16 protein-coding genes are annotated in these 25,102 nt (G+C 59.2%); 7 read left to right on the top strand and 9 right to left on the bottom strand.

What is annotated here, in order from left to right; translation table 11 throughout:
• Positions 1–57: 57 nt before the first annotated feature.
• Positions 58–1,296, top strand: a complete 1,239-nt coding sequence (locus tag AR456_RS07930; protein WP_081694737.1) for a benzoate/H(+) symporter BenE family transporter — start codon at positions 58–60, stop codon at positions 1,294–1,296.
• A gap of 122 nt (positions 1,297–1,418) precedes the next feature.
• On the opposite strand, the gene AR456_RS07925 is transcribed toward AR456_RS07930, so the two are convergent.
• Entirely contained in the window at positions 1,419–1,862 is a 444-nt protein-coding gene (locus AR456_RS07925; RefSeq protein WP_021820853.1) for a hypothetical protein, read from the bottom strand.
• Positions 1,863–2,224: 362 nt separating this feature from the next.
• On the opposite strand from AR456_RS07925, the gene AR456_RS07920 reads away from it, so the two are divergent.
• The gene (locus AR456_RS07920; protein WP_021820851.1) at positions 2,225–3,946 is read left to right on the top strand and encodes a proline--tRNA ligase; all 1,722 of its coding nucleotides are present in this window, start codon (positions 2,225–2,227) and stop codon (positions 3,944–3,946) included.
• Positions 3,947–4,497: 551 nt separating this feature from the next.
• Here AR456_RS07920 and AR456_RS07915 read toward each other — a convergent pair.
• Together AR456_RS07915 and rfaH are read right to left on the bottom strand one after the other, a co-directional pair.
• On the bottom strand, positions 4,498–5,004 hold the full coding sequence (locus tag AR456_RS07915; protein WP_021820850.1) for an FKBP-type peptidyl-prolyl cis-trans isomerase: 507 nt from the start codon (positions 5,002–5,004) through the stop codon (positions 4,498–4,500).
• Positions 5,005–5,101: 97 nt separating this feature from the next.
• A complete protein-coding gene (gene rfaH, locus AR456_RS07910) occupies positions 5,102–5,644 on the bottom strand; it encodes a transcription/translation regulatory transformer protein RfaH (protein ID WP_021820849.1) in 543 nt (180 codons plus the stop codon).
• Positions 5,645–5,950: 306 nt separating this feature from the next.
• On the opposite strand from rfaH, the gene AR456_RS07905 reads away from it, so the two are divergent.
• Complete coding sequence (locus tag AR456_RS07905; RefSeq protein WP_021820848.1) at positions 5,951–7,339, top strand: AmpG family muropeptide MFS transporter; 1,389 nt, start codon at positions 5,951–5,953, stop codon at positions 7,337–7,339.
• On the opposite strand, the gene AR456_RS07900 is transcribed toward AR456_RS07905, so the two are convergent.
• The gene (locus AR456_RS07900; protein ID WP_021820847.1) at positions 7,336–9,180 is read right to left on the bottom strand and encodes an SEC-C metal-binding domain-containing protein; all 1,845 of its coding nucleotides are present in this window, start codon (positions 9,178–9,180) and stop codon (positions 7,336–7,338) included. The genes AR456_RS07905 and AR456_RS07900 overlap by 4 nt on opposite strands.
• Before the next feature lie 530 nt (positions 9,181–9,710).
• On the opposite strand from AR456_RS07900, the gene AR456_RS07890 reads away from it, so the two are divergent.
• The 3 genes from AR456_RS07890 to AR456_RS07880 all read left to right on the top strand — a co-directional run bounded on the left by AR456_RS07890 (position 9,711) and on the right by AR456_RS07880 (position 13,581).
• Entirely contained in the window at positions 9,711–11,699 is a 1,989-nt protein-coding gene (locus AR456_RS07890; RefSeq protein WP_021820845.1) for a DNA topoisomerase III, read from the top strand.
• Positions 11,699–12,676: a ketopantoate reductase family protein gene (locus AR456_RS07885; protein WP_021820844.1), complete on the top strand. Its 978-nt coding sequence runs from the start codon at positions 11,699–11,701 to the stop codon at positions 12,674–12,676. Before AR456_RS07890 ends, AR456_RS07885 begins: the two co-directional genes overlap by 1 nt.
• A 143-nt stretch (positions 12,677–12,819) precedes the next feature.
• Positions 12,820–13,581 (top strand): hypothetical protein, encoded by a 762-nt coding sequence (locus tag AR456_RS07880; protein ID WP_155829371.1) that lies wholly within the window; start codon positions 12,820–12,822, stop codon positions 13,579–13,581.
• A 323-nt stretch (positions 13,582–13,904) separates the two neighbouring features.
• On the opposite strand, the gene ppc is transcribed toward AR456_RS07880, so the two are convergent.
• The 5 genes from ppc to cysM all read right to left on the bottom strand — a co-directional run bounded on the left by ppc (position 13,905) and on the right by cysM (position 22,249).
• The gene (ppc, locus tag AR456_RS07875) at positions 13,905–16,553 is read right to left on the bottom strand and encodes a phosphoenolpyruvate carboxylase (protein ID WP_021820841.1); all 2,649 of its coding nucleotides are present in this window, start codon (positions 16,551–16,553) and stop codon (positions 13,905–13,907) included.
• Between the two features lie 234 nt (positions 16,554–16,787).
• Complete coding sequence (mazG, locus tag AR456_RS07870) at positions 16,788–17,627, bottom strand: nucleoside triphosphate pyrophosphohydrolase (RefSeq protein ID WP_021820840.1); 840 nt, start codon at positions 17,625–17,627, stop codon at positions 16,788–16,790.
• Entirely contained in the window at positions 17,624–19,909 is a 2,286-nt protein-coding gene (gene relA / locus AR456_RS07865; RefSeq protein WP_021820839.1) for a GTP diphosphokinase, read from the bottom strand. The genes mazG and relA overlap by 4 nt, the downstream gene beginning before the upstream one ends.
• A gap of 20 nt (positions 19,910–19,929) precedes the next feature.
• Complete coding sequence (locus AR456_RS07860; protein ID WP_031208779.1) at positions 19,930–21,351, bottom strand: TRAM domain-containing protein; 1,422 nt, start codon at positions 21,349–21,351, stop codon at positions 19,930–19,932.
• Between the two features lies 1 nt (position 21,352).
• Positions 21,353–22,249: a cysteine synthase CysM gene (gene cysM, locus AR456_RS07855; protein ID WP_021820837.1), complete on the bottom strand. Its 897-nt coding sequence runs from the start codon at positions 22,247–22,249 to the stop codon at positions 21,353–21,355.
• 131 nt (positions 22,250–22,380) lie between these two features.
• Between cysM and AR456_RS07850 the strand changes: the two genes are divergently transcribed.
• Positions 22,381–25,101, top strand: a complete 2,721-nt coding sequence (locus tag AR456_RS07850) for an ATP-binding protein (protein ID WP_021820836.1) — start codon at positions 22,381–22,383, stop codon at positions 25,099–25,101.
• The last annotated feature ends 1 nt before the right edge of the window (position 25,102 follow it).

The raw sequence follows: 25,102 nt of genomic DNA, 5'->3' as shown, positions 1-25,102 counted from the left end.
TCTTTGCCTTTGCAGCGACCGTTATAACGCACAACCATGACACAGCGCGAACGCCTCATGCCTGATAACAGACCTTCCGTCATCAAATCCCACACCTCCGAGCCCTATGCAGCTGGCCAAACGGGTGCTGGCCAGACGCTGCGCCATGACTTCAGCCTTTCCGCGGTACTGGCGGGTTGTGTGGCTGTGCTCATTGGCTACTCGAGTTCCGCCGCCATCATCTTTCAGGCTGCCGCGGCTGCAGGCGCAGACCAGGCGCAGATTGGATCCTGGATGTGGGCGTTGGGTATCGGCATGGGGCTGACCTCGCTGGGATTATCCTGGTGCCATCGCACACCACTGCTTACTGCCTGGTCGACTCCCGGTGCCGCGCTGCTGATCACCCAATTACCCGGCGTACCGTTCGAGCAGGCATTGGGCGCCTTTGTGGTCTGTTCATTGCTGCTGATGATCGTAGGCGTCAGCGACCTGATGACGCGCCTGATGAATGCCGTGCCGGCGTCACTGGCCGCCGCCATGCTGGCCGGTATCCTGCTGCCTTTCGGCCTTGATATCTTCTTGGCCATGGAGGCCGAGCCGTTGTTGCCATTGACGCTGCTGGCCTGCTGGATCGCCGCCCGGCGCTGGCTACCGAGTCTGGCCATCCCGCTGGTGCTGATCGCCGGTCTGGCGCTCAGCCTGGTGTCTGGTCAATTGGACACTTCGCATATCGAACTGGCGTTGACCACCCCGCAATGGACGACACCCGAGTTCTCCTTGAATGTCTGCCTCGGCGTCGGCGTGCCGCTATTCCTGGTGACCATGGCCACGCAAAACCTGCCGGGAGTCGCCATCATTCGTACCGCAGGATTTCAGCCACCCGTCGGGTCGGCATTACGCTGGACCGGTATCGCCTCGCTATTGATGGCCCCTTTTGGCGGCCATGGCATCAATCTGGCTGCGATCAGCGCTGCACCCTGTGTTGGCGAAGAGTCTCACCCGGATCTTCGACGCCGCTATATCGCCGGCATGTCAGCCGGCGTTGTCTATCTCGTTCTGGGCCTGCTCGGCTCCACCGTTACCGCGTTATTCACCGCCCTGCCCGATACCCTGGTGATGTCCTTCGCGGGACTGGCGCTGATGGGCACCCTTGGTGGTGGTCTGCGCAGTGCCTTTCAGGGCGACACAGATCTTGATGCGCCGTTGGTGACCTTCCTGATCACGGCGTCTTCCATCACCCTGCTGGGCATCGGCTCGGCGTTCTGGGGATTGATCGCCGGCCTCGTGGTGCACCTGATACGCAAGAGCCGCCCATAAGGCGGCTCAGAGAGGTTGCAGTTCGGAGGTCTAGCCACAAGTTTCCAGCCAGAACTTCTAACCAGAACTTCTAACCAGAACTTCTAACCAGAACTTCTAACCAGAACTTCTAACCAGAACTTCTAACCAGAGCTTCTAGCCTCCGCCAGACGAGCTGAATCCCGATAGCCCGACATGCGCAACATGGCGAGCGCCTCCTCGAGGCTTTCCACCGCGTCGACACGCACCAGCTCATCCTCCAACTCAACGGGGACGCCAACCCTTTCACTGAGTAGCTGCTCGAGCTCCTCGGTATCCATGTCCCGATCCAGCGGTAAACGCTCAATACTGGCGTTATCGGCGCTCGGTAAATAGATCGTACCGTTGGAAAAGTCCACGGCATAGGCAATCACACCCGGTACGATGTAGAACAACAAGCCTACACCGTTGGCCAGCGCCACTACCGGGTCGATACGGCCGCCGGCCTGACCCTTGCGCTCAGGATGAAAGACCGTGCCACAGCCCACCAGCGACGACAGCGCAATGGTCAGCAACAGACCGGTGACAATGCGTGGAGGACGAACCATTCGAACCAACTCCTCTATACGTTGGATGACTATCGTGCTGGATCACCAAAGCACTCGATAACCAAAGCACTGGATAACAAAAGCACTGGATAACCAAAGCACTCGATAACCATGTTTCTGGATGACGATACTGCCGCTCGCACACGACCATCGAGGTCGCGAAACCGTGAGCAATCTGCCACTCAATTCAAGTGGATGGATATTACCACCGGTTCCGAGGCGATCGAACGTCAAAATATCAACGCTGGCCCGAACTCATGACTTTTGCCGCCACCTCATGATCACCGTACAATGCGGTTCATTCCGTCGCCGTTGTGAACAGGGGCGACCTGTCTTTACGTATTGAAGGAAATTCCGGACCCATGCGTGCCACCGAGCTTCTCATCGCCACCATGAAGGAAACCCCTGCCGACGCTGAAGTCATCAGCCACCAGTTGATGCTGCGCTCCGGCATGATTCGTCGCCTGACGTCAGGCCTCTATAGCTGGTTGCCGCTTGGCCTGAAGACCTTGCGCAAGGTGGAACGCGTAGTGCGCGAGGAAATGGATCGCGCTGGGGCGCAGGAAGTATTGATGCCTGCGATTCAGCCAGCCGAGCTGTGGCAGGAATCTGGCCGCTGGGAACAGTATGGTCCGGAGCTGCTGCGCCTCAAGGATCGCCATGAGCGCGATTACTGCGTCGGCCCGACCCACGAAGAAGTGATCACTGATCTGGTGCGCCGTGAGGTTTCCAGCTACAAGCAGTTGCCGGCCAACTTCTACCAGATCCAGACCAAGTTCCGTGACGAGATCCGCCCGCGCTTCGGTGTCATGCGTTCCCGCGAGTTCATCATGAAGGACGCCTACTCCTTCCATGTGGATGAGGAATCGCTGCAGGAAACCTACCAGAAGATGTACGACGCCTATACGCGCATCTTCACGCGACTGGGCCTCGACTTCCGCCCGGTGATCGCCGACAACGGCTCCATCGGTGGCACCGGGTCCCATGAATTCCACGTGCTGGCCGACTCCGGCGAGGATGATATCGTCTTCTCCACCGAGTCCGACTACGCCGCGAATATGGAGAAGGCCGAAGCACTGGCGGCCCCACTGGGCAGCGACGCCCAACGCCCGCCCCCCCAGCAGGATATGGAACTGGTCGATACCCCCAACGCCAGAACCATCGCCACCCTGGTCGAGCAGCATGGTCTGCCCATCGAGAAGACCATCAAGACGCTGATGGTACGTGGTGAACAGGGCGGTCTGGTGGCACTACTGGTTCGTGGTGATCACGAGCTCAATGAGGTCAAGGCGGAGCATCTCGAGGAAGTCGCGACCCCGCTGACCATGGCAACAGAGGACGAGATCCGTGCCGCGGTTGGCGCAGGTCCCGGCTCGCTGGGACCGGTCGGCCTCGAAATGCCGATCATCATCGACCGCAGCGTGGCATTGATGAGCGACTTCGGTGCCGGTGCCAATACCGATGGCAAGCATTACTTCGGTATCAACTGGGAGCGCGACGCGCCTCTGCCCAAGGTCGCCGATATCCGCAATGTCGTCGAAGGCGACCCGTCTCCGGACGGCAAGGGCGTGCTGGCGATCAAGCGCGGCATCGAAGTCGGCCATGTCTTCCAGTTGGGACGCAAGTACAGCGAAGCCATGAATGCGACGGTTCTTGGCGATGAAGGCCGTGCTATCCATCCGTGGATGGGGTGCTACGGTATTGGTGTGACCCGTGTGGTTGCCGCTGCCATCGAGCAGAACCATGACGACAATGGCATCACCTGGCCGGATGCCCTGGCGCCTTTCCAGGTGGCGATCGTACCGATGAACGCGCACAAGTCACAGCGTGTACGCGAGGAGTCTGAACGCCTGCACGATGCTCTCGTCGGAGCTGGCTACGACGTCCTGCTCGATGACCGCGACCTGCGACCTGGCGTGCGTTTTGCCGACCAGGAGCTGATGGGCATTCCGCACCGTGTGGTGGTGGGAGACCGCAGCCTCGACAACGGTGAACTGGAGTACAAGGGTCGCCGCGACAGCGAGGCGACCATGGTAGCCCTCGACGGAATTGTCGACTTCCTGCGCAATACCATTCAGCGTTGATCTGCTGCGTCGGCGGGCCCCGCGCGCCGACGCTTCTCTCTACTCCACGGTCCACTCCACAGCCTACTCCACGACATCAGTCGCTGCTCTCAAGCAATGAGAGCAGTGCAGAGCTTGCTGCCAAACATCCCGCCAGAAAAAATCATCACCAAAAAAAACCGACCCAATAAGGGTCGGTTGAAAAAAGGGGGGTTCTGAGTCCCCCTCCCCTGACGAAGGACGACAGTTCGGTATCTGCGAAGATGAACGTCGCAAGTGACCATGTATCCCAATGGCGATGGCGACCGAACTGACCATGACGGTCATCGAGAGAGCTGCCTCAACACGGCAATCTCTGCGTGATGTCGATGTCGCTATCCTACTTGCTTCGCCAACCAGCGATAATGATCTGCATCAAATTCACAGTCACCGCCCGTCAATTCATCATAGGGATGGGCAACCAGGTTCATGGCTAATGGTTCGTAGCTCGTAGCTCGTAGCTCGTAGCTCGTAGCTCGTAGCTCGTGGCTCGTGGCTCGTGGCTTATAGCTTATAGCTTATAGCTTATAGCCCTAGAGCACCTTGCGATCTTCAACGGCAGAAGCCTCGGTTCCCGGCGGCAATGGATGCCCCTTTGCCAGTTCTGCGCGTGTCGCGGGACGTACTTCCAGCACCTCGAGCTGCCAGTTGAGGGGCTGGCCCGCCAATGGATGGTTGGTATCAATGGTCACACTATCTCCCTCAACCTCGACCACCGTGACGATTTGAGGACCGGCATCGCCGGGCGTCTGAAAACACATTCCCGGTTTCAGCTCGGATACCGGAAAGGATTGTCGTCCCACCTTGCGTACCAGCGACTCATCACGCTCACCATATGCCTCGGCTGCCGCCAGGGTGACGTTGAGTTGATCTCCCGCCTCGTGGCCTTCAAGAGCGCGCTCCAGGCCTGCCAACAGGTTGTCATGACCATGCAGGTACTCCAGCGGCTCCTCACGTTGGCGCGAGTCATCCAGTACGTCATTGAGCGTATTGGTCAGCACGAAATGCAAGCTCACGACCTGCTGTGAGGCAATCTTCATCTTCAACTCCGAATCAAGTGTGACGGCCAGGATATCTTGGCCAGAAATCTGGCCAAAAGTCTGACCTGAAGTGCTGTATGAGTGTCGGGGAGCCTGCTCAATCGTGGCGCTTGAGCTGCGAAACTGGCATTTCAAGACGCTGCTGACGATGCAACAGGTTGAGCAGCACGATCGCCCTTTCTTCACCCTTGTGACTCTCGAAAACTGCCTGCAGGTCCTTGAAGGGGCCTTCGGTGATATCTACAGATTCACCCTGCCGGAAATACAGTTGTCGCGGATCCTCGCTACGCGTGACACCGTGTTGGCGTAGTAGATCGACCAACTCATCGCTGACCGGGACGGGCATGGCCTTGCCGAATGTCACGATACGCAGAACACCGCGCGTCGAGCGTATCGGACGCCAGTTGCTGGCCACGCGATCGAGGCGCAGAAACAGGTAGTGGGGAAACAGTGGTTCCTGCACCCATTCAAGACGCCCGCGGCGCTTCTTCTGTACTTCCAGCACGGGGTGGAACAATTCATAGTTCTGGTTGGCCAGATGCTCGGCCGCACGGAATGACTCGCCCCCCTTGCACTGAACGACATACCAGCGCGGTGGTTCATCGTCTGGCGTGTCAGTGGTTTGATCGGTATGACTCATGCTTCTCCCATCAATCCCGCCGCAGGCGGTGTACCATTGCCAGGCCGGGCATCGCCAAGGACGAGGCCCGGGTGGGTGGTATCGCCAACGCGGCTCTGTAACAATTCCGTGATGACAGCCGCACGACGCTGTCACCGAACAGCAATGAGCGACGCCTGCATCGTTTCCGATAGCCAAACGTCAGAGTGTGATCGGTGACACTGTCGAGCAACGTCCGTTAAACGAACATTCTAACATCTATGGATCGTGAGCTGCGGCCTCACTGATCCTGTTGACCTTCTTCATGAACAGCCCGGAGTCTTCTACATGCCCGACACCTTACGACAGCGCAACTGGCGCGACAGCCTGGCGATCTACCTCAAGGCTCCCGTCGTCACCATGCTGTTTCTGGGCTTTTCTGCTGGTCTTCCCTTCCTGCTGGTCTTCTCTACCCTGACAACCTGGTTGCGCTCCAGCGGCGTGGAAGTCGCTGCCATCGGCTTCTTCTCCTGGATCGGCCTGATCTACTCGGTCAAGGTCATCTGGGCACCGGTCGTCGATGGCGTGGCCATCCCCCTGCTGACTCGCTGGCTGGGGCAGCGACGCAGCTGGATGCTCTGTGGGCAGGCACTGATGATGATAGGGCTGGTCGGCATGTCGAGCATCGCCGCCGGAAGCGAAGTCAATCAGCTATGGCTGGTGGCAGGCTTTGCCTTGATGGTCGCCTTCGGTTCGGCCACCCAGGATATCGCCATCGATGCGTTCCGCATTGAGTCCGCCGAAGAGAATCTGCAGGCGGCGATGGCTTCCACCTATATCATCGGCTATCGCGGCGGCCTGATCATGGCCGGCGCCGGCGCCCTGCACCTCGCTCAGGACTGGTCCTGGCACTTCGCCTACCTGACCATGGCCGTTCTGGTGGGGATCGGGATGCTGACGGTACTGTTGCGTCCCGAGCCAACACGCCGTTCACGCTCATCCACCTTCCGCAGTGACCCGCAATTGCGCCACTACCTTCGCGTTCACCGCCATAGAGGACGTGCCGCCAAGCGTGTCGGCGCCTGGCTGGTGCTATTCCGCAGCCCCTTTGTCGACCTGTGGCAACGCTATGGCCGATTCGGCTTCTACCTGCTGGCTTTTATCGCAATGTACCGCATCAGCGACCTGGCGATGGCATCCATGGCTTACCCGCTGTACATCGACCTGGGTTTCGACCTGAAGACCATCGCCGATGTCACCAAGGTGTTCGGCGTGATCATGAGTCTATTGGGGGGCTTGCTGGGTGGACTGCTGGTGGCTCGCTACGGCATCGGCCGCATTCTGGTGCTCGGGGCGATCATGACTGCCGCTACCAATCTGGTGTTTGCAGTACTCGCCAATAGTGGCGACAACATTGCCATGCTGGTGATCACCATCACTGGCGACAACCTCAGCAACGGGCTCGCCAGTGCGGTCTTCGTGGCCTTTCTATCGAGCCTGACATCACGCGGCTATACCGCCACCCAATACGCCATCTTCTCGTCGCTGATGACTCTGCCGGGCAAATTCCTGTCTGGTTTCGGCGGTCTGGTGGTCACTGACTTCGGCTACACCAGCTTCTTCGTGATTGCCTCGATAATGGGCATTCCGGCGATCCTGATGGCATGGAACATCTGGCGTCATCAGTTGGTGCCCACCACTGAGGAAGGCACCACCGAGCAGACGCAACAAGGTTAACTGCGAGACACGACACTATTGAGCCAATCGAGCGCACCTGGCGTGCTGCGCCACTGATCCCGCATCAGGGTGCGGTACTGCCAGGCCTCGGCTCTGGTACCGGGCTCAACTTCGGCGCCAGTGATATTGGATGCCACATTGGCTGGCCTGGGATTATCGGCACACAGCAACATGACAGCATGGCCGTTGTGGCGTCTCGCACGCTCCAGCGCACTGGCAGCTTCGTCCAGTTCACCAAGGCGATACAACGCCAGCACCTGCCCCATGTACATACCCAACAGGGCCACCGGCTCATCTTCCGCGGTACTGGCCAGCGCCTCTCGACTGATTTCCAGCGCTTCATCATTGCGACCTTCGCGCAACAGCTGATCCAGTACCAGCTCACGCAGCCCCAGGCTATCGCCATTGTCCAGCGACAGCAGCAGTTCAGCCAGCTCACGTGAGTGTTGACGGGAGCCACGCTCCATTCCCACTACCAATGCCAGGCCGGCACGCAGTAGCTGAGCATTGTCACCACGATCCCAGGAGAAAGGTCCTTCACCGGCCTGACGGATCTGGATCAACCAGCGTTCCAGACGCTCAGCCAGCGGTTCGAAAAGACTCGGCGCCATCCACGGCAAGCTACCGAAGCGACTGGTCAGCGCCAGCGCCAGGGACTGCAGTACGGCCGGTGAGTCCAGTTGCTCCGGGCTGGAGCACAGAACCGGCAGCCACTGACCGGCATTGACCCAGGGGTCGCCGAGAAAGCCCATGGCGGCGTCAGGGTCGACCTCCACCTGGAAGCCCTCATGGAAGGCTGCGTAGAAGGTGTCCTCACGCGCAGAGGAGTGATAAACCAGCTCTCCGTCCTTCTGCTCAACATGCAGCGGAGGTGGTGGCGTCAACTCCGCCAGCAGGGTCTGAAGCCCTACCAACGGCTCGCCAAGGTCCTCCTCGGCACTCAGCAATTGATCCGCCAGTGTGGCACCGGGATTGTCGGCAAGATCGGCAAGAAACTGCAACTGATCGGCGTCGAGCTCACCACTGCGAGTCAAACGACGCAGCCAGAAGCGGGAACGCTCGACGGCCTCCTCCTCATGCCCCTCATGCAGCAACAGCATGGCCTCGATATACGCCAGCGTCGGCGAATCCGGAAGCGCCTGCTGGGCACGCACAAAGGCTGAGCGCGCACTGTCCAGGTCGTCATTGTCCAGATGCATCAGGCACAGACGTTCCAGCGCTACACCACGCAGGAACATCGGCCCACGATCAAGCACTTCGTCGAGTAATGCCTCGCGCTTGCGGTAGAAGCCACGCTCCTGGAACAGGTCGAGAAGAATTTCGAAGGCTGGTTCCGCCTGTTCAGGTAGTCGGTCCCAGTCAGCATTGTCGAACAACGACTCGAGTATCTGCTGAGCGCGACCACGTTGCCCTGATTCCGCAGCGATCAGACCCGCTTCCAGTAGCGCCTGAGCCGGTGCTCTACCACTGGCCAGCGCTGCCTTGAGGGTGTTGCCCTTCCATTCGCGCAGCGACAGCATCCACATCAGGTGTGGCGGCAGATGCCCCGGTAGACTGACAGCGCCACAGCACTGCTTCATCTTGCGGCCCGAATCGCACCAGCAGGGCTCATTACGCCCCGGACGCGCGAGCATCTCGCAGGCAAATCCGAGGCGCTCCAGTGGCGTCTGCGACCACAGTTCCGGCGCCAGCGCTTGCGCCAACGCCTTGTCTCCACCTACTCGCCCCGGGCCTTGCTCCCTCGCCCAACGCATCAAGGTCGGATAACGTTCGTCCTGTCGAATGGCTGCGAGGGCGCCCGAGGCAAAGCCCAGCAGTTGATCCACCCATACTGCCAGCATTGCCTTCTCCAAACTCAAAAAGCGACACAGTCTACCAGCACCAGGCCATCATGGGCAGTTCCGCCCTACGATGCCTGACATGCAGCAGTTCCTGCATACTTGTATCTAACTTAACCAACCCGGAGCCTTCCAGGTTCCCGTCGTGATTCATCGATGCCCATGATATCAGCAGCAGAGCGCTGATAACTCGGAAAGCACCAGGGATCCTCTGAATAATTCCATCCGTGGCATTATTCAGTGACACCAGCCCATTCCTTTCGAGCTCGGTCCAGTCTGGTCGCCACCTGGAGAAAATGGCAGCACGGAAAAATCTCCATCGCCTACAAACCGCAAGACCATGCACTACACAAGCTTCCGACCAGAACTCAACAAGCTTTTGACCAGAGCTCAACAAGCTGCCGACCAGAGCTCACAAAGGGTGCCATAAAAACCGATATGATACTTGTACACAGCAAGTGTAATGGTAAATCTGGCATCGCTTGCAACATACTGGAAGAATATACATATCTCTTTATGGATATCTCGTTTCCATGCGTTTGATCATTGCGGAAAAACCCAGCCTGGCTCGCGCCATCGCCGAGGCATTGCCTGCATCTGCACAACGTCGTGAGGGCTACCTCGAAGCCGGAGATACTATCGTCAGCTGGTGTGTCGGCCATCTTCTAGAGCAGGCCCCTCCGGATGCCTACGATGCCTCCTTCAAGACCTGGCGACGAGACCATCTCCCCATTGTGCCGCAACGATGGAAGCTGGTGCCACGCCCCAAGGCGCGTGGGCAACTCAGCGTGCTGCGCGGTCTGCTCAAGCGTGCTTCCAGCGTGGTACACGCCGGAGATCCGGATCGCGAAGGCCAACTGCTGGTCCAGGAAGTGATCGAGTATCTTGGCTGGAAAGGCCCGATTTCGCGCCTGCTGATCAGTGACCTCAACCGACCAGCGGTGACGCGAGCACTGGCACGCATCGAGGACAATGCCCGTTACCTGCCGCTCTATCGGGCGGCAGAAGCTCGTTCCCGTGCCGACTGGCTGTACGGTATCAATCTGACCCGCGCATGGACCCTGATTGGTCGCCAGGCCGGCCATGATGGCGTGCTTTCCATCGGGCGAGTGCAGACCCCGGTACTGGGCCTGGTGGTCAAGCGTGACGAGGAGATCCGCGACTTCACGCCCTACCCGTTTTACGTCCTGTGGGCACAGCTCGCGGTGTCCGCCGGGCAATTGAAAGCCTGGTGGGTACCCGGCGAGCATCATCGTCTCGATGACCGTGGCCGTCTACTGGAACGCCCCCCAGCGGACGAGCTGGCGGCCCGCCTGAAAGGCGCCGAGGGACGACTCGCGGAGCTGGACCGTCGTCAGCGTCGCCAACCGCCACCTCTGCCTTACTCACTATCGGCACTCCAGGTCGATGCAGCGCGCCGCCACGGCCTATCGGCCAAGGCCGTGCTGGATATCTGTCAACGACTCTATGAACGTCATCAACTGATTACCTATCCACGCTCCGACTGCCGTTACCTGCCTCGAGAGCACCTTGGCGGGATGCCGGCCCTGCTGGCCAGCGCCTGCGCCAGGGACACAGTCCTTAGCAGTTGGCTGAACAACGCCGATATGAGCCTGCGATCCAGGGCCTGGGATGACAGCAAAGTCGGGGCTCACCATGCTCTTTCACCGACCGGAAAGCCCTTTGACCCAGCGCGTCTGTCAAAACAGGAAGCTGACGTCTATCGACTGATCACACGTAACGTACTGGCCCAGTTCTACCCACCGCTGGAAACATGTGAGGTCAAGGCAGAGTTCCATATCCTCGACGAGCGTTTCCGCGCCTCTGGCCAGGAAATCATCGCTGCTGGCTGGAAGCCGCTATTTACTACCCGTGAGGAAACACCGCCGCTGCCCAGCCTGCGCCAGGGAGAAAGCTGCCGGGTTCTGGATACCGAAGTCGAGGACAAGCAGACGCGTCCACCAGAACACTTCACCGATGCCAGTCTGATCAAGGCGATGATGAATATCGCCCGCTATGTCGAGAACAGCGAGGTACGTCGCACTCTGCGCGACACCGACGGACTCGGCACCGAGGCCACTCGAGCCAACATCATCGAGACCCTGATCGATCGCTGCTACCTGGTACGTGAGGGCAAGGCCCTGCGTGCCACGCAGTTGGGAGTAGCGTTGATCCACTCCGTGCCTCCGGCCGTAGGCCGCCCTGAGCGCACCGCTGTCTGGGAGCAACGTCTGGAAGACATCGCCAACCAGGGCGACCCGGCGCCGTTCCTCGATGCCCTCGTTACCGACCTGCATCAACTGGTGGCGGCCGCCGACACTCAGCGGCTGGCACAAGCCCTGGGCGAGGCTCGCCGCCATCAGGGCATTCCCGATGCTGCCGCCCCGCGCAAGCGGCGTCGCTCGACGACCACGCAACGCACTGGCAAGAGCGGCCGTTCAAAGTCCAGCTCCAGCCAGCGCAAGTCTCGCTCCAGCAGCGCCCCTGCTCGACGCCAGCGTCGCTCTCCGAAGGACTCCTGATGAATGCTTCCAGAACCCCAACGGCTGAACGTCTGGAGTCTCCAGATCTACCGGCACCTGCACATATGGTCGTCGGCCCCGGTGCCATTGGTCGTCTGCTGGCACTGTCTCTACAGAGAACGGTGCAGGATAGTGCCGCGGTGAGTCTGTTGGGCCGCCGCACTCTGCCTGAGCAGCAATGTCTGGAGACTCCGGATGGAAAGCGGATACCACTGCGCATCACCACTCTGATGGAACCGAGCCATGCCCCGATTCGCCCGGACATGGTCGTACACCTGACCACCAAATCCTGGGCGACCATGAACGCTTTTGAAACGCTCGCACCACACCTGCCAGTGGATATACCTCTGGTGCTGTGGCAGAACGGATTTCGCGTTCAGCACCCTATCTCCAACCGCTGGATGGGCCCGGTACTCTGTGCCTCGACTACCGAAGGCGCCTATGTTGTTGACGATAGTCACGTTGTTCATGCCGGACGCGGTCATACCGTGATTGGCCATTTGAACGGCCACTATCGTGAAGTGGCCGTGCAGCTCGCCGAGCAATTGAGCCACGCTGGCCTCGCAGCCACTGCGGTTGATGACATCGAAGTTCGCCTGTGGCACAAGCTGGTGGTCAATGCCGTCATCAACCCTCTGGTCGCACGCTTTCGCATCACCAATGGGCAACTGCGTGACACTCCTTACTCCTCTCTGGTCGAGGCAACCCTCGATGAGCTCAGCACTCTGATGCAAGCCTTGAAGGTTCCAGCGCCTCCCAGTACCTCGCTGTACCCCTGGCATGATCTGGTCTGGCAGGTGATTGAACGCACAGCGGCCAATCGCGCCTCGATGCTGCAGGATCTCGAAGCCAACCGACCTACCGAGTACGACGCCATTCTCGGCCCACTGCGTGAAGCCGCACAGACAGCAGGCATAGCAACACCGCAACTGGACAGCCGCTGGCAGGAGTTGGAAGTACGAAACAACCAGGGCTGATCTGGCAGACCTGGTCAGCTAATGCTAATTTGACATGAGGTGTGCGAACGCTCCTCGCAATAATCCTGTCATTCGGACAACGGCCATGCGCCGGTGGCCAAGATGTGACATTGCGAGGGTGTTCGTATTTCATTGGTCATGCAATGCCACTCAGGCACCGCAAGGGATGTGATGTCGAGCCGCTGCGATGCAGCCAGCACGACAAGGGCATGGACCCACAGGATGTCAGTATGTTGTCGTCATCACTCATCGTGAAAAGGATTGTCGTTGCCGCCCTGCTGCTGGCCAGCCTGGCCGGGAGAGTTCTGGCAGCCACAGAAACGGAGACAGAGGCTCCCGCCGAGGGCCCCGCGCTGGAAACCGAAAGCGCGCAACCCAACAGCTCGGGCTTCAAGCCCTCTACCGAACACCCCGCCCCCTCCTTCTCCACTCTCTCTCAGGAAATCGTGCGCCTTGATAATGGTGTGCTACTGCAGGGAGATGAGGTACATACCCCGGATGGGCACACCTCTGGATTTCGTCTCACGGCGGGCTTTACACCCGCACTCAGCGACGGCCTCGATCTCGGTGCCGAACTACGTTATCGCGAGAGCGACAACGTGCCGACCAACGTTGGCGGCGCACATGTTCAGGATGTCATCAGTCTCGGCGGCAGTCTGATTGCCGGGCTACGTGTCGGTGCCTTTGGCCTTTATGGCAAGGCCGGCTACACCCAGTGGTCGAGCGATCCTGTGACGGGTGCCCTGCAGAACGACGCCAACAGCGGTCTAGCTCGTGTTCAGGGCTTTGGCGCCCGCTGGTTGGCGACCACCGGCTGGATCGGCCAACTGGAGATGGAGGAAGTTGACCATCCTCTCCTCGAACATCTGAATATGGTCACGGCCTCGGTTCACGTCCCCTTCTGAGTCACTCTCCTTCTGAGTCACTCTCCTTCTACGTACATTCCACTTCTACGTACATTCCACTTCTACGTACATTCCACTTCCTTGCTCACTTCCATCTTGCGTGAGTGACGCGCGTGCTCGCCCCGAGGATCATCAGGCTCAGAATCATCAAGCTCAGAATCATCAAGCTCAGAACCATTGGATACGGAAACGCCCGGCAAGGTCAGGTGCCGGGCGTTTCTGGATTAACGTTTCTGGATCAACGTTTCTGGATCAACATTGATGAATAAGCGTTTATGGATGGCCCTCTGGATGGGCGGTACAGATCCCCATCAAGGCACGTATCAGCCGGTATTACGCAAGCCTGCCGCAATGCCTGCCATGGTGACCATCAGTGCGCGTGATAGATCAGCGCTGATGGCGCCGTCAGCATCGCGATTACGCTGCAACAACTCGGCCTGGAGGCCGTGCAGCGGGTCGATATAGGGGTTGCGCACTTCAATGGCCTGACGAATCAGTGGTGTCTTCTCCAGCAGTTCCTCCTGCTCGAGAACTTCGAGCAGGACGGAGTGCAGGCGGCGGAAGCGTTCGCGCAGACGACCTCCCAGTGCCTCGAGGCTTGGCTCATCCACCAACCGATGCTCGTAATAGGTGGCAATCTCGACATCCGCCTTGGCGAGCAACATCTCCAGCATATCGAGATAGGTGCCAAAGAACGGCCACTGGTCACGCATCTCCTGAATCACTTCGAGACCACCAGGCTCCTCGATACGCCCCGCAAAAGCTTCACCGGTTCCCAGCCAGGCCGGCAACATCAGCCTGATCTGCGTCCAGGCAAAGATCCACGGAATAGCACGCAAGGTTTCTACACCGCCGTCCTGACGGCGCTTAGTGGGACGCGACCCCAGGGGCAAGCGCCCAAGAGCCCCCTCCGGGGTAACCGCACGGAAGTAAGGCACGAAATCCGGATCCTGGCGCACCACGCCGACGTAAGCATTGTGAGCAGTGTCCGCCAATCGATCCATTTCCCCACGCCATTCCGCCTTGGGCTTGGGCGGAGGCAACAGTGATGCCTCGAGCACGGCGCAGGCGTAGATTTCCATCGAACGCAAGGCAATATCCGGCTGACCGAATTTGAAGCGAATCATCTCGCCCTGCTCGGTCACCCGCAGACTGCCATTCACCGAGCCCGGGGGCTGAGACAGAATCGCCGCATGCGACGGACCACCGCCACGGCCCACAGTACCGCCACGTCCATGAAACAGTGTCAGGTTGACTCCATGACGCTCACAAACCTCTACCAGCGCTTCCTGAGCACGATATTGTGCCCAGGCGGCAGCCAACTGACCGGCATCCTTGGCAGAATCCGAGTAGCCGATCATGACTTCCTGGCGCTTTCCGACCAACTGCCGATAACCAGGCAGTGCCAGCAAACGTTCGATGACATCGCCCGCCCGGTTGAGGTCATCAAGGGTTTCGAACAACGGCGCGATCGGCATTCCGACTCGGCCCCCGACCTCCTTCATCAGTAACGCCACCGTCAACACATCCGATGGCTGCCCCGCCATCGAGATGATGTAAGTGCCCAGCGCCTCACCGTACTCGGAAGCGACCACTGCAAAGGTGTCAAGCGTCTCTCGGGTTTCCGCCGAGCACTCCCAGCGGCGTGGAATCAGCGGACGCGCCGATTCCAGTTCAGCGAGCAGAAAGGCCTGACGCTGTTCTTCACTCCACTCACGATAGTTGCCAAGCTTCAGATCATGGGTCAATTCTTCCATGACCAGGGCGTGGCGACCGGCTTCCTGGCGCAGATCAAGCTTGGTCAGTGTGACACCGAACACCGCCACTCGACGCAGCGTATCGAGCAACACACCATTGGCAATGGTGTCCAGGCCAACATCACACAGTGACCGATAACAGGCCAGCAGAGGTGCATAAAGTTGATCACGCGTCTCAATGACGGGACCCCCTTCGAAACTACGTCCGTCGAGCTGTGCCTTGGCCCAGTCGCGTGTCGCCTCAACCTTGGCCACCAGCCGCTTGAGCAGCTCTCGATACGGCTCTGCGACGTTGCCGACTTCAGCGCGCAAGGCACTGTTGGTGCTCCACATCGACAACTCGGTCTTGAGCTGTTCGAGATCACGTAGATACAGATCTGCTGCCATCCAGCGCCCCAGCAGCAACACTTCGCGCGTCACCTTCGCGGTAACATTGGGGTTGCCGTCTCGGTCGCCGCCCATCCAGGAGGCATAGCGAATCGGTGCAGCATCCAGCGGCAGGCGTTCACCCGCAGTCTCGAGCAGCAGGTTGTCGAGATCACGGTGGAAGTCGGGCACTGCCTGCCATAGTGAATTCTCGATCACCGCGAAGCCCCATTTGGCCTCGTCCACCGGCGTGGGCCGGTCATGACGGATTTCATCGGTGTGCCAGGCCTGACTGATCAGTTCCTCAAGACGTCCCCTGGCGCGCGCAGCACGCTCGGGGTACTCACTCGATGACTCAATTGCGGTGAGGCAATCGTCAATGGCGTCGTACTTCTGGATCAGAGTGCGGCGAATAACCTCGGTGGGGTGTGCCGTCAGCACCAGTTCCACGCGCATGTTGGCTAGCGTCTCGACCAGTTTGCGTGGCGAGTGTCCTTCATTGCGTGCGCGTTCCAGCAGCTCGCCAAGTACCGGCTGCACACCCGGCTTGTAGTCCTCCACACGACGGAAGCGTGCGCGATAATGCTGCTCAGCAATGTTGGCAAGATTGAGAAACTGGTTGAAAGCACGAGTCACCGGCAGCAGATCGGTTTCCGGCAGGCGCCGCAGATAATCGATAAGCTCCTGCTGTCCCGCCTGCTCACCGGTACGCCCCCTCTTGGCCAGGCCACGAATCGTTTCGATGCGCGCAACAAATCCTGGGCCCAAGTCATCGGCAATGGTGCGTCCGAGGCAATCGCCAAGGACGCGCACATTGTCGCGCAGCGATTCGTGAAGGTCATGACTCATTCGGAGACTCCCTTATTCTGTCAGGTGAAGTATCAGTAGCATTCGGCAGGCATTCCCGGATGATCAACATTCCGGCACCTGGTCCTGTTACAAACCAGCCTGCGGGGCTCTACGCCCTGTTCCCATGGAACTTATGCTCTCTGCCCTTATTCTCTCTCCTGCCCCGCGCTATGCTGCGCGGTGGCCTTGTTCAGTCGCTGGTGAGCCAGGCCTTGTTGATATTCTGGTAGGCCTTCATTTGCTGGCGCGCTTGGCAGCCTGCCAGTAATGTTCCATCTGTTCCAGCTCGGCGTCCTCGAGACGTATTCCTTCATCGGCCAACGCCGACTCGAGATAGCGGAAACGCTGCTCGAAACGCTGGTTGGTACCACGCAGACAGCGTTCAGGGTCTACTCCCAAACGGCGCGCGAGGTTGACAGCAGCAAACAGCAGATCACCCAGTTCCTCCGCGGCGTGCGCTTTATCGCCGGCATCCAGCGCCTGCTGAATCTCGCCGAGCTCTTCCTCGAGCTTGGCCATCACGCCACGCGTATCCGGCCAATCGAACCCCACCCGCGCAGTGCGCTTCGAGAGTTTCATGGCACGAGTCATCGCCGGCAGCGCCCGAGGCACATCATCCAATGCTGATGGATATCCATGTCCCGTGTCCACACGTGCTTCACGCTCTCGCTGCTTGAGGCTCTCCCAACGCGAGTTGACCTGGTGGGTTTCTACGTCGGCAGCACTGACTCCTTCACGCCGTGATTGCAGATGGCCGTCGGGAAATACATGCGGATGGCGACGTAACATCTTTTCGGTCAACACATGCACGATATCGTGGAAACCGAAGCGCCCTTCTTCACTGCCGAACTGGCTGTAGTAGATCACCTGAAACAGCAGATCGCCCAACTCCCCGGGCAGTTCATCGAACGCCCGCCGCTCAATGGCATCGGCGACTTCGTAAGCTTCCTCGATGGTGTGGGGAACAATGCTGTCCCAATCCTGTTTGACATCCCAGGGACACCCTTGCTGAGGATCGCGCAGCACCGCCATCAACATCAGAAGGTCATCCAGAGTATATCGAGCACCACTCATCCATTACGTCCTTTTCTACCGCTATCCCGAGGCTTGCCTCGCGCAGCGTTACGCAGTCGTTTGACCTCGATGATGTTGGGCAATTGCTGGATGCGCGAGAACAGTCGTCCGAGCGTTTCCAGCCCATCCACTTCGAGAGTAATCGCCATGCGAGCAATCCCGTCGTCGGTATTGCTGCGAGTATTGATCGACAGCACATTGACCTTGTCCTGGCCGAGCAGCGCAGTGACGTCACGCAGTAGGCCGGAACGGTCCCAGGCAAGGATCTCGACATCCACCGGATACTGGGTCTGTGCCCGCTCGCCCCACTCCACCTCGATCACTCGCTGAGGCTCATCCATACGCAACTGCAGGATATTGGAGCAGTCCTGGCGATGCACCGTAACGCCACGCCCCTGGGTAATGAAGCCGATGATCGAATCACCCGGCACCGGGTTGCAGCAATTGGCCATGCTGGTCTTGAGGTTGCCTACCCCAAGTACCGTGATATCGGTATCGAGGTCTCGTGTCCCTTGTCGGCGCGGCTTGGCGAGCAGACGATCGAGGTGTTCCTGATCATCATGTTCGCCAAACAACTGCTGGGCCTGATGCAACACCTGACCAATGCGCAGATCACCGGCACCCAGTGCGGCATACATATCATCGGCGTTGGTGTAGTTGACCTTGCGCGCCAACTGATCGAGGTTCATGTCCTCGATGTCGAGCCGCTTCATCTCACGCTCGAACAGCGCACGCCCTTCGTCGAGATTGCGATCTCGCGCCTGGTGTTTGAACCATGATTGGATCTTGGCTCGCGCCCGGGAGGTTCGCACAAACCCGAGACTGGGGTTGAGCCAGTCGCGACTCGGAGCACTTTGACTGCCGGTGAGGATTTCCACCTGCTGTCCCGTCTTGAGCCGGTATGTCAGCGGCACGATACGGCCGTTGACCTTGGCACCACGACAGCGATGTCCAACCTCGGTATGCACCCGATAGGCGAAGTCGATGGGGGTCGCCACTCGCGGCAGGTCAATCACGTGACCGTCGGGAGTGAAAACGTAGATGCGATCGGGAGCAACATCGCTGGACAGCCCTTCACGCAGATCCCCAAGATCTCCGACTTCCTCATGCCATTCGAGTACCTGACGCAACCAGGCAATCTTCTCCTCGTAACCGGCACTTCTGGCGTTGGTATCGTGGCCCTTGTAGCGCCAGTGAGCGCAGACGCCCAGCTCGGCCTCCTCATGCATGGCAAAGGTACGAATCTGGATCTCGAGTACCTTGCTTTCAGGACCGATGACTGCGGTATGCAACGACTGGTAACCGTTCTTCTTGGGATTGGCGATGTAATCGTCAAACTCGTCAGGCACGTGATGCCAGCGTGAATGAACGATGCCAAGCATGGTGTAGCAATCATTGACGGTTGGCACCAGAATGCGCACTGCACGAATATCGTGCACCTGAGAGAAATCGATTCGCTTGCGCTTCATCTTGCGCCAGATCGAATAGATATGCTTTGCCCGGCCATCGACCTGATAACGCTCGATTCCCTGAGCGGCCATCAGTGACTTGAGTGTTTCGACTACGTCATGGATATAGCGGTCACGATCGAGACGTTTCTCGGCCAACTGACGGGCAATCTGCTTGTAGTCATCCTCATGCAGGTAGCGGAAGGACAGATCCTCAAGTTCCCACTTCAACTGACCGATGCCCAGACGGTGGGCCAACGGCGCATAAATGTCGAACACCTCGCGCGCTACACGTAGACGCTTCTCGCGTGGTGCATCACGCACCTGACGCAAGGCACAGGTACGTTCCGCAATCTTGATCAGCGCCACTCGCACATCGTCGATCATATTGACCAACATCTTGCGCAGATTGTCCTGTTGGTCCTGCTGCAGCCCGTGCGTAGTCGTCTGGGTGTTGCTGATGGCAGCCATCTGCAATACACCAGCGATCAGCTGCGCGACTTCGTCACCGAAACGCTTTGCCACCTTCTCCAGCGACAACAGGTCCTCGCGCACTGCGCGATACAGAACCGCGGCGACAATGGCTCCCTGGTCGAGACGTAACTCACTCAGAATGTCGGCCATTTCCAGGCCCATCCGAAAACTGGAGCCATCAACCAACCAGCTTCGATGTGGGCGTTGCGCATCAAGCTCCAGCGTCTCGGCCAGATCACAGGCGGCAACCAGATCATCGGGATTCGTCAGCTTGACATCATCCTGCAGGCGTGTGACCCACTGAGCAATATCGACCCGCCCTTCCGCAGTCAGTGGTTGGTCTTCACGCACCTTTACCATTTCAGGTGACTCCTTGGTGACTACTGCTCGCGTTCGAACAGCAGCATGGATTCGAGGTGAGAAGTATGCACAAACAGGTCTGCCATCGCGACACGTCTCACAGCAAAGCCCCCTTGCAACAAATATGCCGCATCACGGGCCAGCGTTGCAGGATCGCAGGCAATATAGAGTATGCGAGTTACAGAGGCCTGGCCTGCCAGGGTGCGGCACACAGCCTCTGCCCCGTCACGCGGTGGATCCAGAACCACAACGTCCGCTGCATGCTCCGCAAACAACGCCGCAACGACTGCGCTGTCATGCAGATTACGCTGGTGCGAAGCTACGTGCAGCCCACAGTTCTCGGCATTGAGGGCCAGGCGTTCCACCATTTCGGCCTGTCCCTCAAACGCGGTAACGCGGTAGCCCGCACTGGCCAACGGTAGGCTGAAGTTACCCAGACCGGCAAACAGATCGAGCAGAGTAGTATCACCAGCGGCAGGGCCCAACCATTCAAGCACGCTACCGATCATCATCCGGTTGACACCATTATTGGCCTGCAGGAAATCATGAGGCTCATACGCCAGAGCCAGATCACCCGCCAGGCTGGGAACCGTGACCGTCAACCGCGGCTCCTGCTGCGGCCATAACCACTCGAGAGCGGGCTGCTCCCGGCCAATCCATTGCGCCAGATGCAGCTGCCGCTGCTGGGCCCAACGTTGCCAACGCTGCTGGTCAGTCGGGTGGCGCCGCAGCTGCCTGACCACGACGCTCGCGCCCTGATCACTGTACAGCAACTCGATATGGCCGACATGACGAGGCGCTTCCAGAGTCGCAAGCAATTGCTTGAGTGTCGGTAGCAGTTCAGACAGTGCCGGCACCAGAATCGTGCAATGCTCCACCGAGACTAGCCTCTGGCTACGCCGCGCCCGGAAGCCCAGATGGATACCACCCTCGGCATCAACTCTGACCCCCAGTCGGGCGCGACGCCGATAATGCTGATCAGCAGTTGCCAACACCTCCACCTCACCGCGGATCTGGATACCCTGCCGATCAAGCAGCTCCGCCAGTACGCTCGCCTTGTGATGACGTTGTGCTGGGATGTCCATATGCTGAAGGTCGCAGCCGCCACAACGCTCTACATAAGGACAGGGAGGAGTCACCCGCTGGCCCGATGGCGTCACCACCTCGCTGATATGGGCTTCGTCATAGCGCTTGCGCGAACGATGCACCGCAATGGCAACAACCTCACCGGGCAGTGCACCATCCACGAACACGGCCTTTCCGTCTGCCCTATGCGCGATGCCACGACCATCGTGCGCCAGCGATTCGATCTCGACTTGCCCTGGAGCAGTAGGTGCCGAGCGATTGCTACGCACCTCACCTCGAGGTGTTGGCGCACCACGCGATAGCCCCGACATCCCGGATGCGGAGCGTGCGGGGCGGCGTTTGCCGAGTGAAGACACGCTAGAGCTCCGGGGCCAACAGGCCGGTCGACAGATAACGATCACCGCGGTCACAGACGATGAACACGATCACGGCATTCTCCACTTGCTCAGCGACACGCAATGCACCGGCCAGCGCACCACCGGACGAGATACCCGCGAGGATGCCCTCTTCACGCGCGAGGCGCCGCATATGATGCTCCGCCTCGTACTGACCGATATCCAGTATCTGATCGACACGTGAGGGCTCGAAAATCCGCGGCAGATACTCACTTGGCCAGCGGCGAATACCGGCAATGCTGGCACCGTCCTCCGGCTGCAGGCCAATCACCTGAATGTCACTGCGCTGTTCTTTCAGGTATCGCGACACCCCCATGATCGTGCCGGTGGTGCCCATCGAGCTGACAAAATGCGTAATACTGCCACCGGTCTGATCCCAAAGTTCCGGCCCGGTGGTGCGATAGTGCCCAAGCGGGTTATCCGGGTTGGAGAATTGGTCGAGGGCCTTGCCCTTGCCCTGAGCTATCATGGTGTCGGCGAGATCACGAGCCTCTTCCATGCCTCCTTCGCGGCTGACCTCGATGAGTTCAGCGCCATAGGCGGCCATGGCCTGCTTGCGCTCCACCGAGGCGCTCTCGGGCATGATCAGCAGCATGCGATAACCCTTCATCGCCGCCACCATGGCCAATGCAATACCGGTATTACCGGATGTCGCCTCGATCAGCGTGTCTCCGGGGGAGATTTCGCCGCGCGCCTCTGCTTCGCTGAACATCGACAACGCGGGACGATCCTTGACCGAGCCGGCAGGGTTGTTTCCCTCCAGCTTGGCCAGCAAGACATTATTGCGACCGGCAGTGATTCGCTTCAGGCGGACCAGCGGGGTATGGCCCACCACCTGTTCGAGGGTCGGAAATTCCATGCAACCTTCCTTGTGGAGTGGTCTGCTGTGCATTATATCGGTGCCTATTGATACTGGACAGGCGTGGGATACTGGACAGGCGAAGGCCCATGCGTTGACATAGAGCAATCCACCTGCACGGACAGCAGTACATGTCGCTCAAATCCCGCCTGATGCTTGCTCTACTTGGTCTACCAATGCTGCTGCTTACGCTGCTGGCAGGGCTCTCGATGTATCAGGAAAATGCCCTGCGGCGCACCGCCATGCAGAACCAGATCGAAGGTGCCGTCAATCTGATGGCACCGCAACTCGGTGAAGCGCTGGCAATGAATGACAGCTCGGCGCTGCAAGCCACCGCCAACCAGTTGATGGACTCGCCCACGATTCGCGCGTTGCGCCTGCAACGGGGTACACAACGGATACTCGAATTCGGTCGTCTGCGTGGCCATGCGCTGTCGACCACCACGCCATCCAGTGAGCACCGCCTGACCCAGTATTATCGTCAATGGGTAATGGTCGTCCCCCTCGAGCAATCGCCTGACGCCTGGTTGATTCTCGACATCGATGCCTCGCTGCTACTGCTTGCCAACTACAGCAATCTTGCTCGAGGGGCCTTGATATTACTGGTCTGCGGTCTACTGCTGTTTCTGGTTGCCTTCTCGATCTCCAAGCGCGTCACCCAATCCATCGACGATATGAGCCAGCTGATTGATCAACTGGCCAACGGGCGCCAGCCTCCACATCTCAACCTGAACCAACCGGCTGAGTTGGCCCAGATGGCAGTACGAATCAATCTATTGGCTGATCACATGGCCAAAGCCCGTGATGACCTACAGCATCAGATCGAAAGCGCCACTCGCGAGCTACAGGAGTCGATGGAGACTATCGAGGTCCAGAATATCGAGCTGGATATCTCGCACCGTCAAGCGGTGGAAGCCAACCGCGTGAAGTCGGAATTTCTCGCCAATATGAGCCACGAGATCCGCACTCCACTCAACGGCATCGTCGGCTTTTGCCGGCTACTGCGTCGTTCTTCGCTGGATCAGCGCCAGCAGGAATGGCTGGACCAGGTACAACGTGCCTGCAGCAACCTACTGTCACTGGTCAATGACGTCCTCGACTTCTCCAAGCTGGAAGCCGGTCGTCTGGTGCTGGAGCAAGTGCCTGTCGATATCCAGTCACTGGTTGATGAAGTCCTTGGTCTTCAGGCGCCGCTGGCCCACCAGAAAGGCCTGCAGCTGTTGAGCCTGGTATACGACGATGTGCCTCCGCAACTAAGTGGCGACCCCCTACGAATTCGCCAGGTACTGACCAACTTGATCAACAATGCGATCAAGTTCACCGATCACGGCGAGGTTATTGTGCGCGTGATGGTCGAGGAAGCGCAAAACGAGCGCATAACACTGCGCCTGAGTGTCAGTGATACTGGCATCGGGCTGAGCGATATTCAGCAACGCAGACTGTTCCAGGCCTTCCGACAGGCAACACCCAGTCATTCGCGTCAGTTCGGCGGCACCGGTCTGGGGCTGGCCATTTCGCGCCAGCTGGTGGAACAGATGGGAGGCTCCATCGGCGTCGACAGCACGCCAGAACATGGCTCCACCTTCCATTTCACCATCTCCCTGACCGGCAACCCGCATCTGGAACGCAATCCCGAGCTGGACCTTCATCAGCACCATCTTTACATTGAGGAGCCACATGGTCCCTCGCGCCGCGCGCTACTGCATTTTGTGACTCTGTGGCACGCCACCACTACCGATGATCCTGACCAGGCCAGTCTGGCGCTGGAAGCCATCAGCGCGGACGATATTGAAGGCGAACGACTGATACTACTGCGCCAACGCCTTGCCACTCGCACCTGCCCAACGCTGTTGATGCTCAACGCAGGGCTTCCGGATCCGGCCAGCCTCACCCTGCCGCTACATGCCGAGATCCTCGCCAAACCAATATCACGCAAGGTGCTGGCCCAGGCTATCGAGCGCCATCTCAACAACCCGCTCACGGAAGTGAGTAACTCCGCACCAACTTCGACCTCCGCGATTGATAGCGGCACACCCGATGCCCGTCTACTCATCGTCGATGACAGCGAGACAAACCGCCTTCTGCTCAAGGAGCTGATCGAGGGTCCCGGACGCGCATTGACCCTCGCAGCCAGTGGCGAGGAGGCATTAGCGCTGGCTCAGCAACAGGATTTCGATATGGTGCTGATGGACATTCGCATGACAGGCATCGACGGTGTGGAAACCACTCAGGCACTGCGCCGCATGAGCGATAAGTGGCGCGAACGCCCGGTCATCGCCGTCACCGCTCATGTTCTGGAATCCCAACGCCGCGAACTGCTGCTGAAAGGCATGGATGATGTATTGATCAAGCCCCTTGACCCGGCGCACCTTGATGAACTGCTGCAGACCTGGCTGGGAATTTCGCTCAACACCCGCGGAGAACCGGCTCCCCAGTTACCGCCAGCGAGCATCGATGAGGAGTTGCCCACCGTAGATATCGGTCTTGGCACGAGGGTTGCCGGCGGGAGAGAAGCTCTGGCGAAGCAACTGATTGCCTCGTTGGCAGCGTCGCTGGAAGCCACCGAACAGGACATCGACAGCGCCATCGAACAAGACGATGAAGAAGCCCTGCTTGATGCCATCCATGCGCTCAATGGCGCCTGCCGCTATTGCGGGGTGCCACGTCTGGCGCTGCTGGCGGAAACCATCGAGACACGCCTGCGGTCACGCGGTATGCAGGAAACGCTGACCATGCTTCCCGACCTCACCAACGCCATGGAGCAGCTACGACAGTGGCAACAGCAACATTCCAGCGAAGTCGAGGCCCTGGGTGCCAATGCCAACGACTCCAGCCTTTCATCAGAACAATGAG

The sequence above is a fragment of the Halomonas huangheensis genome, assembly GCF_001431725.1.
Classification (GTDB): domain Bacteria; phylum Pseudomonadota; class Gammaproteobacteria; order Pseudomonadales; family Halomonadaceae; genus Halomonas; species Halomonas huangheensis.
Note: the sequence above shows the minus strand (reverse complement) of the source record. Positions and strands in the feature narration are given on the sequence as shown.

What these genes read in the sequence shown, in the direction of transcription:
- AR456_RS07930 (WP_081694737.1), top strand. Translation starts at nt 58, where the DNA reads ATGCCTGATAACAGACCTTCCGTCATCAAATCCCACACCTCCGAGCCC.
- AR456_RS07925 (WP_021820853.1), bottom strand. Translation starts at nt 1,862, where the DNA reads ATGGTTCGTCCTCCACGCATTGTCACCGGTCTGTTGCTGACCATTGCG.
- AR456_RS07920 (WP_021820851.1), top strand. Translation starts at nt 2,225, where the DNA reads ATGCGTGCCACCGAGCTTCTCATCGCCACCATGAAGGAAACCCCTGCC.
- AR456_RS07915 (WP_021820850.1), bottom strand. Translation starts at nt 5,004, where the DNA reads ATGAAGATTGCCTCACAGCAGGTCGTGAGCTTGCATTTCGTGCTGACC.
- rfaH (WP_021820849.1), bottom strand. Translation starts at nt 5,644, where the DNA reads ATGAGTCATACCGATCAAACCACTGACACGCCAGACGATGAACCACCG.
- AR456_RS07905 (WP_021820848.1), top strand. Translation starts at nt 5,951, where the DNA reads ATGCCCGACACCTTACGACAGCGCAACTGGCGCGACAGCCTGGCGATC.
- AR456_RS07900 (WP_021820847.1), bottom strand. Translation starts at nt 9,180, where the DNA reads ATGCTGGCAGTATGGGTGGATCAACTGCTGGGCTTTGCCTCGGGCGCC.
- AR456_RS07890 (WP_021820845.1), top strand. Translation starts at nt 9,711, where the DNA reads ATGCGTTTGATCATTGCGGAAAAACCCAGCCTGGCTCGCGCCATCGCC.
- AR456_RS07885 (WP_021820844.1), top strand. Translation starts at nt 11,699, where the DNA reads ATGAATGCTTCCAGAACCCCAACGGCTGAACGTCTGGAGTCTCCAGAT.
- AR456_RS07880 (WP_155829371.1), top strand. Translation starts at nt 12,820, where the DNA reads ATGCCACTCAGGCACCGCAAGGGATGTGATGTCGAGCCGCTGCGATGC.
- ppc (WP_021820841.1), bottom strand. Translation starts at nt 16,553, where the DNA reads ATGAGTCATGACCTTCACGAATCGCTGCGCGACAATGTGCGCGTCCTT.
- mazG (WP_021820840.1), bottom strand. Translation starts at nt 17,627, where the DNA reads ATGAGTGGTGCTCGATATACTCTGGATGACCTTCTGATGTTGATGGCG.
- relA (WP_021820839.1), bottom strand. Translation starts at nt 19,909, where the DNA reads ATGGTAAAGGTGCGTGAAGACCAACCACTGACTGCGGAAGGGCGGGTC.
- cysM (WP_021820837.1), bottom strand. Translation starts at nt 22,249, where the DNA reads ATGGAATTTCCGACCCTCGAACAGGTGGTGGGCCATACCCCGCTGGTC.
- AR456_RS07850 (WP_021820836.1), top strand. Translation starts at nt 22,381, where the DNA reads ATGTCGCTCAAATCCCGCCTGATGCTTGCTCTACTTGGTCTACCAATG.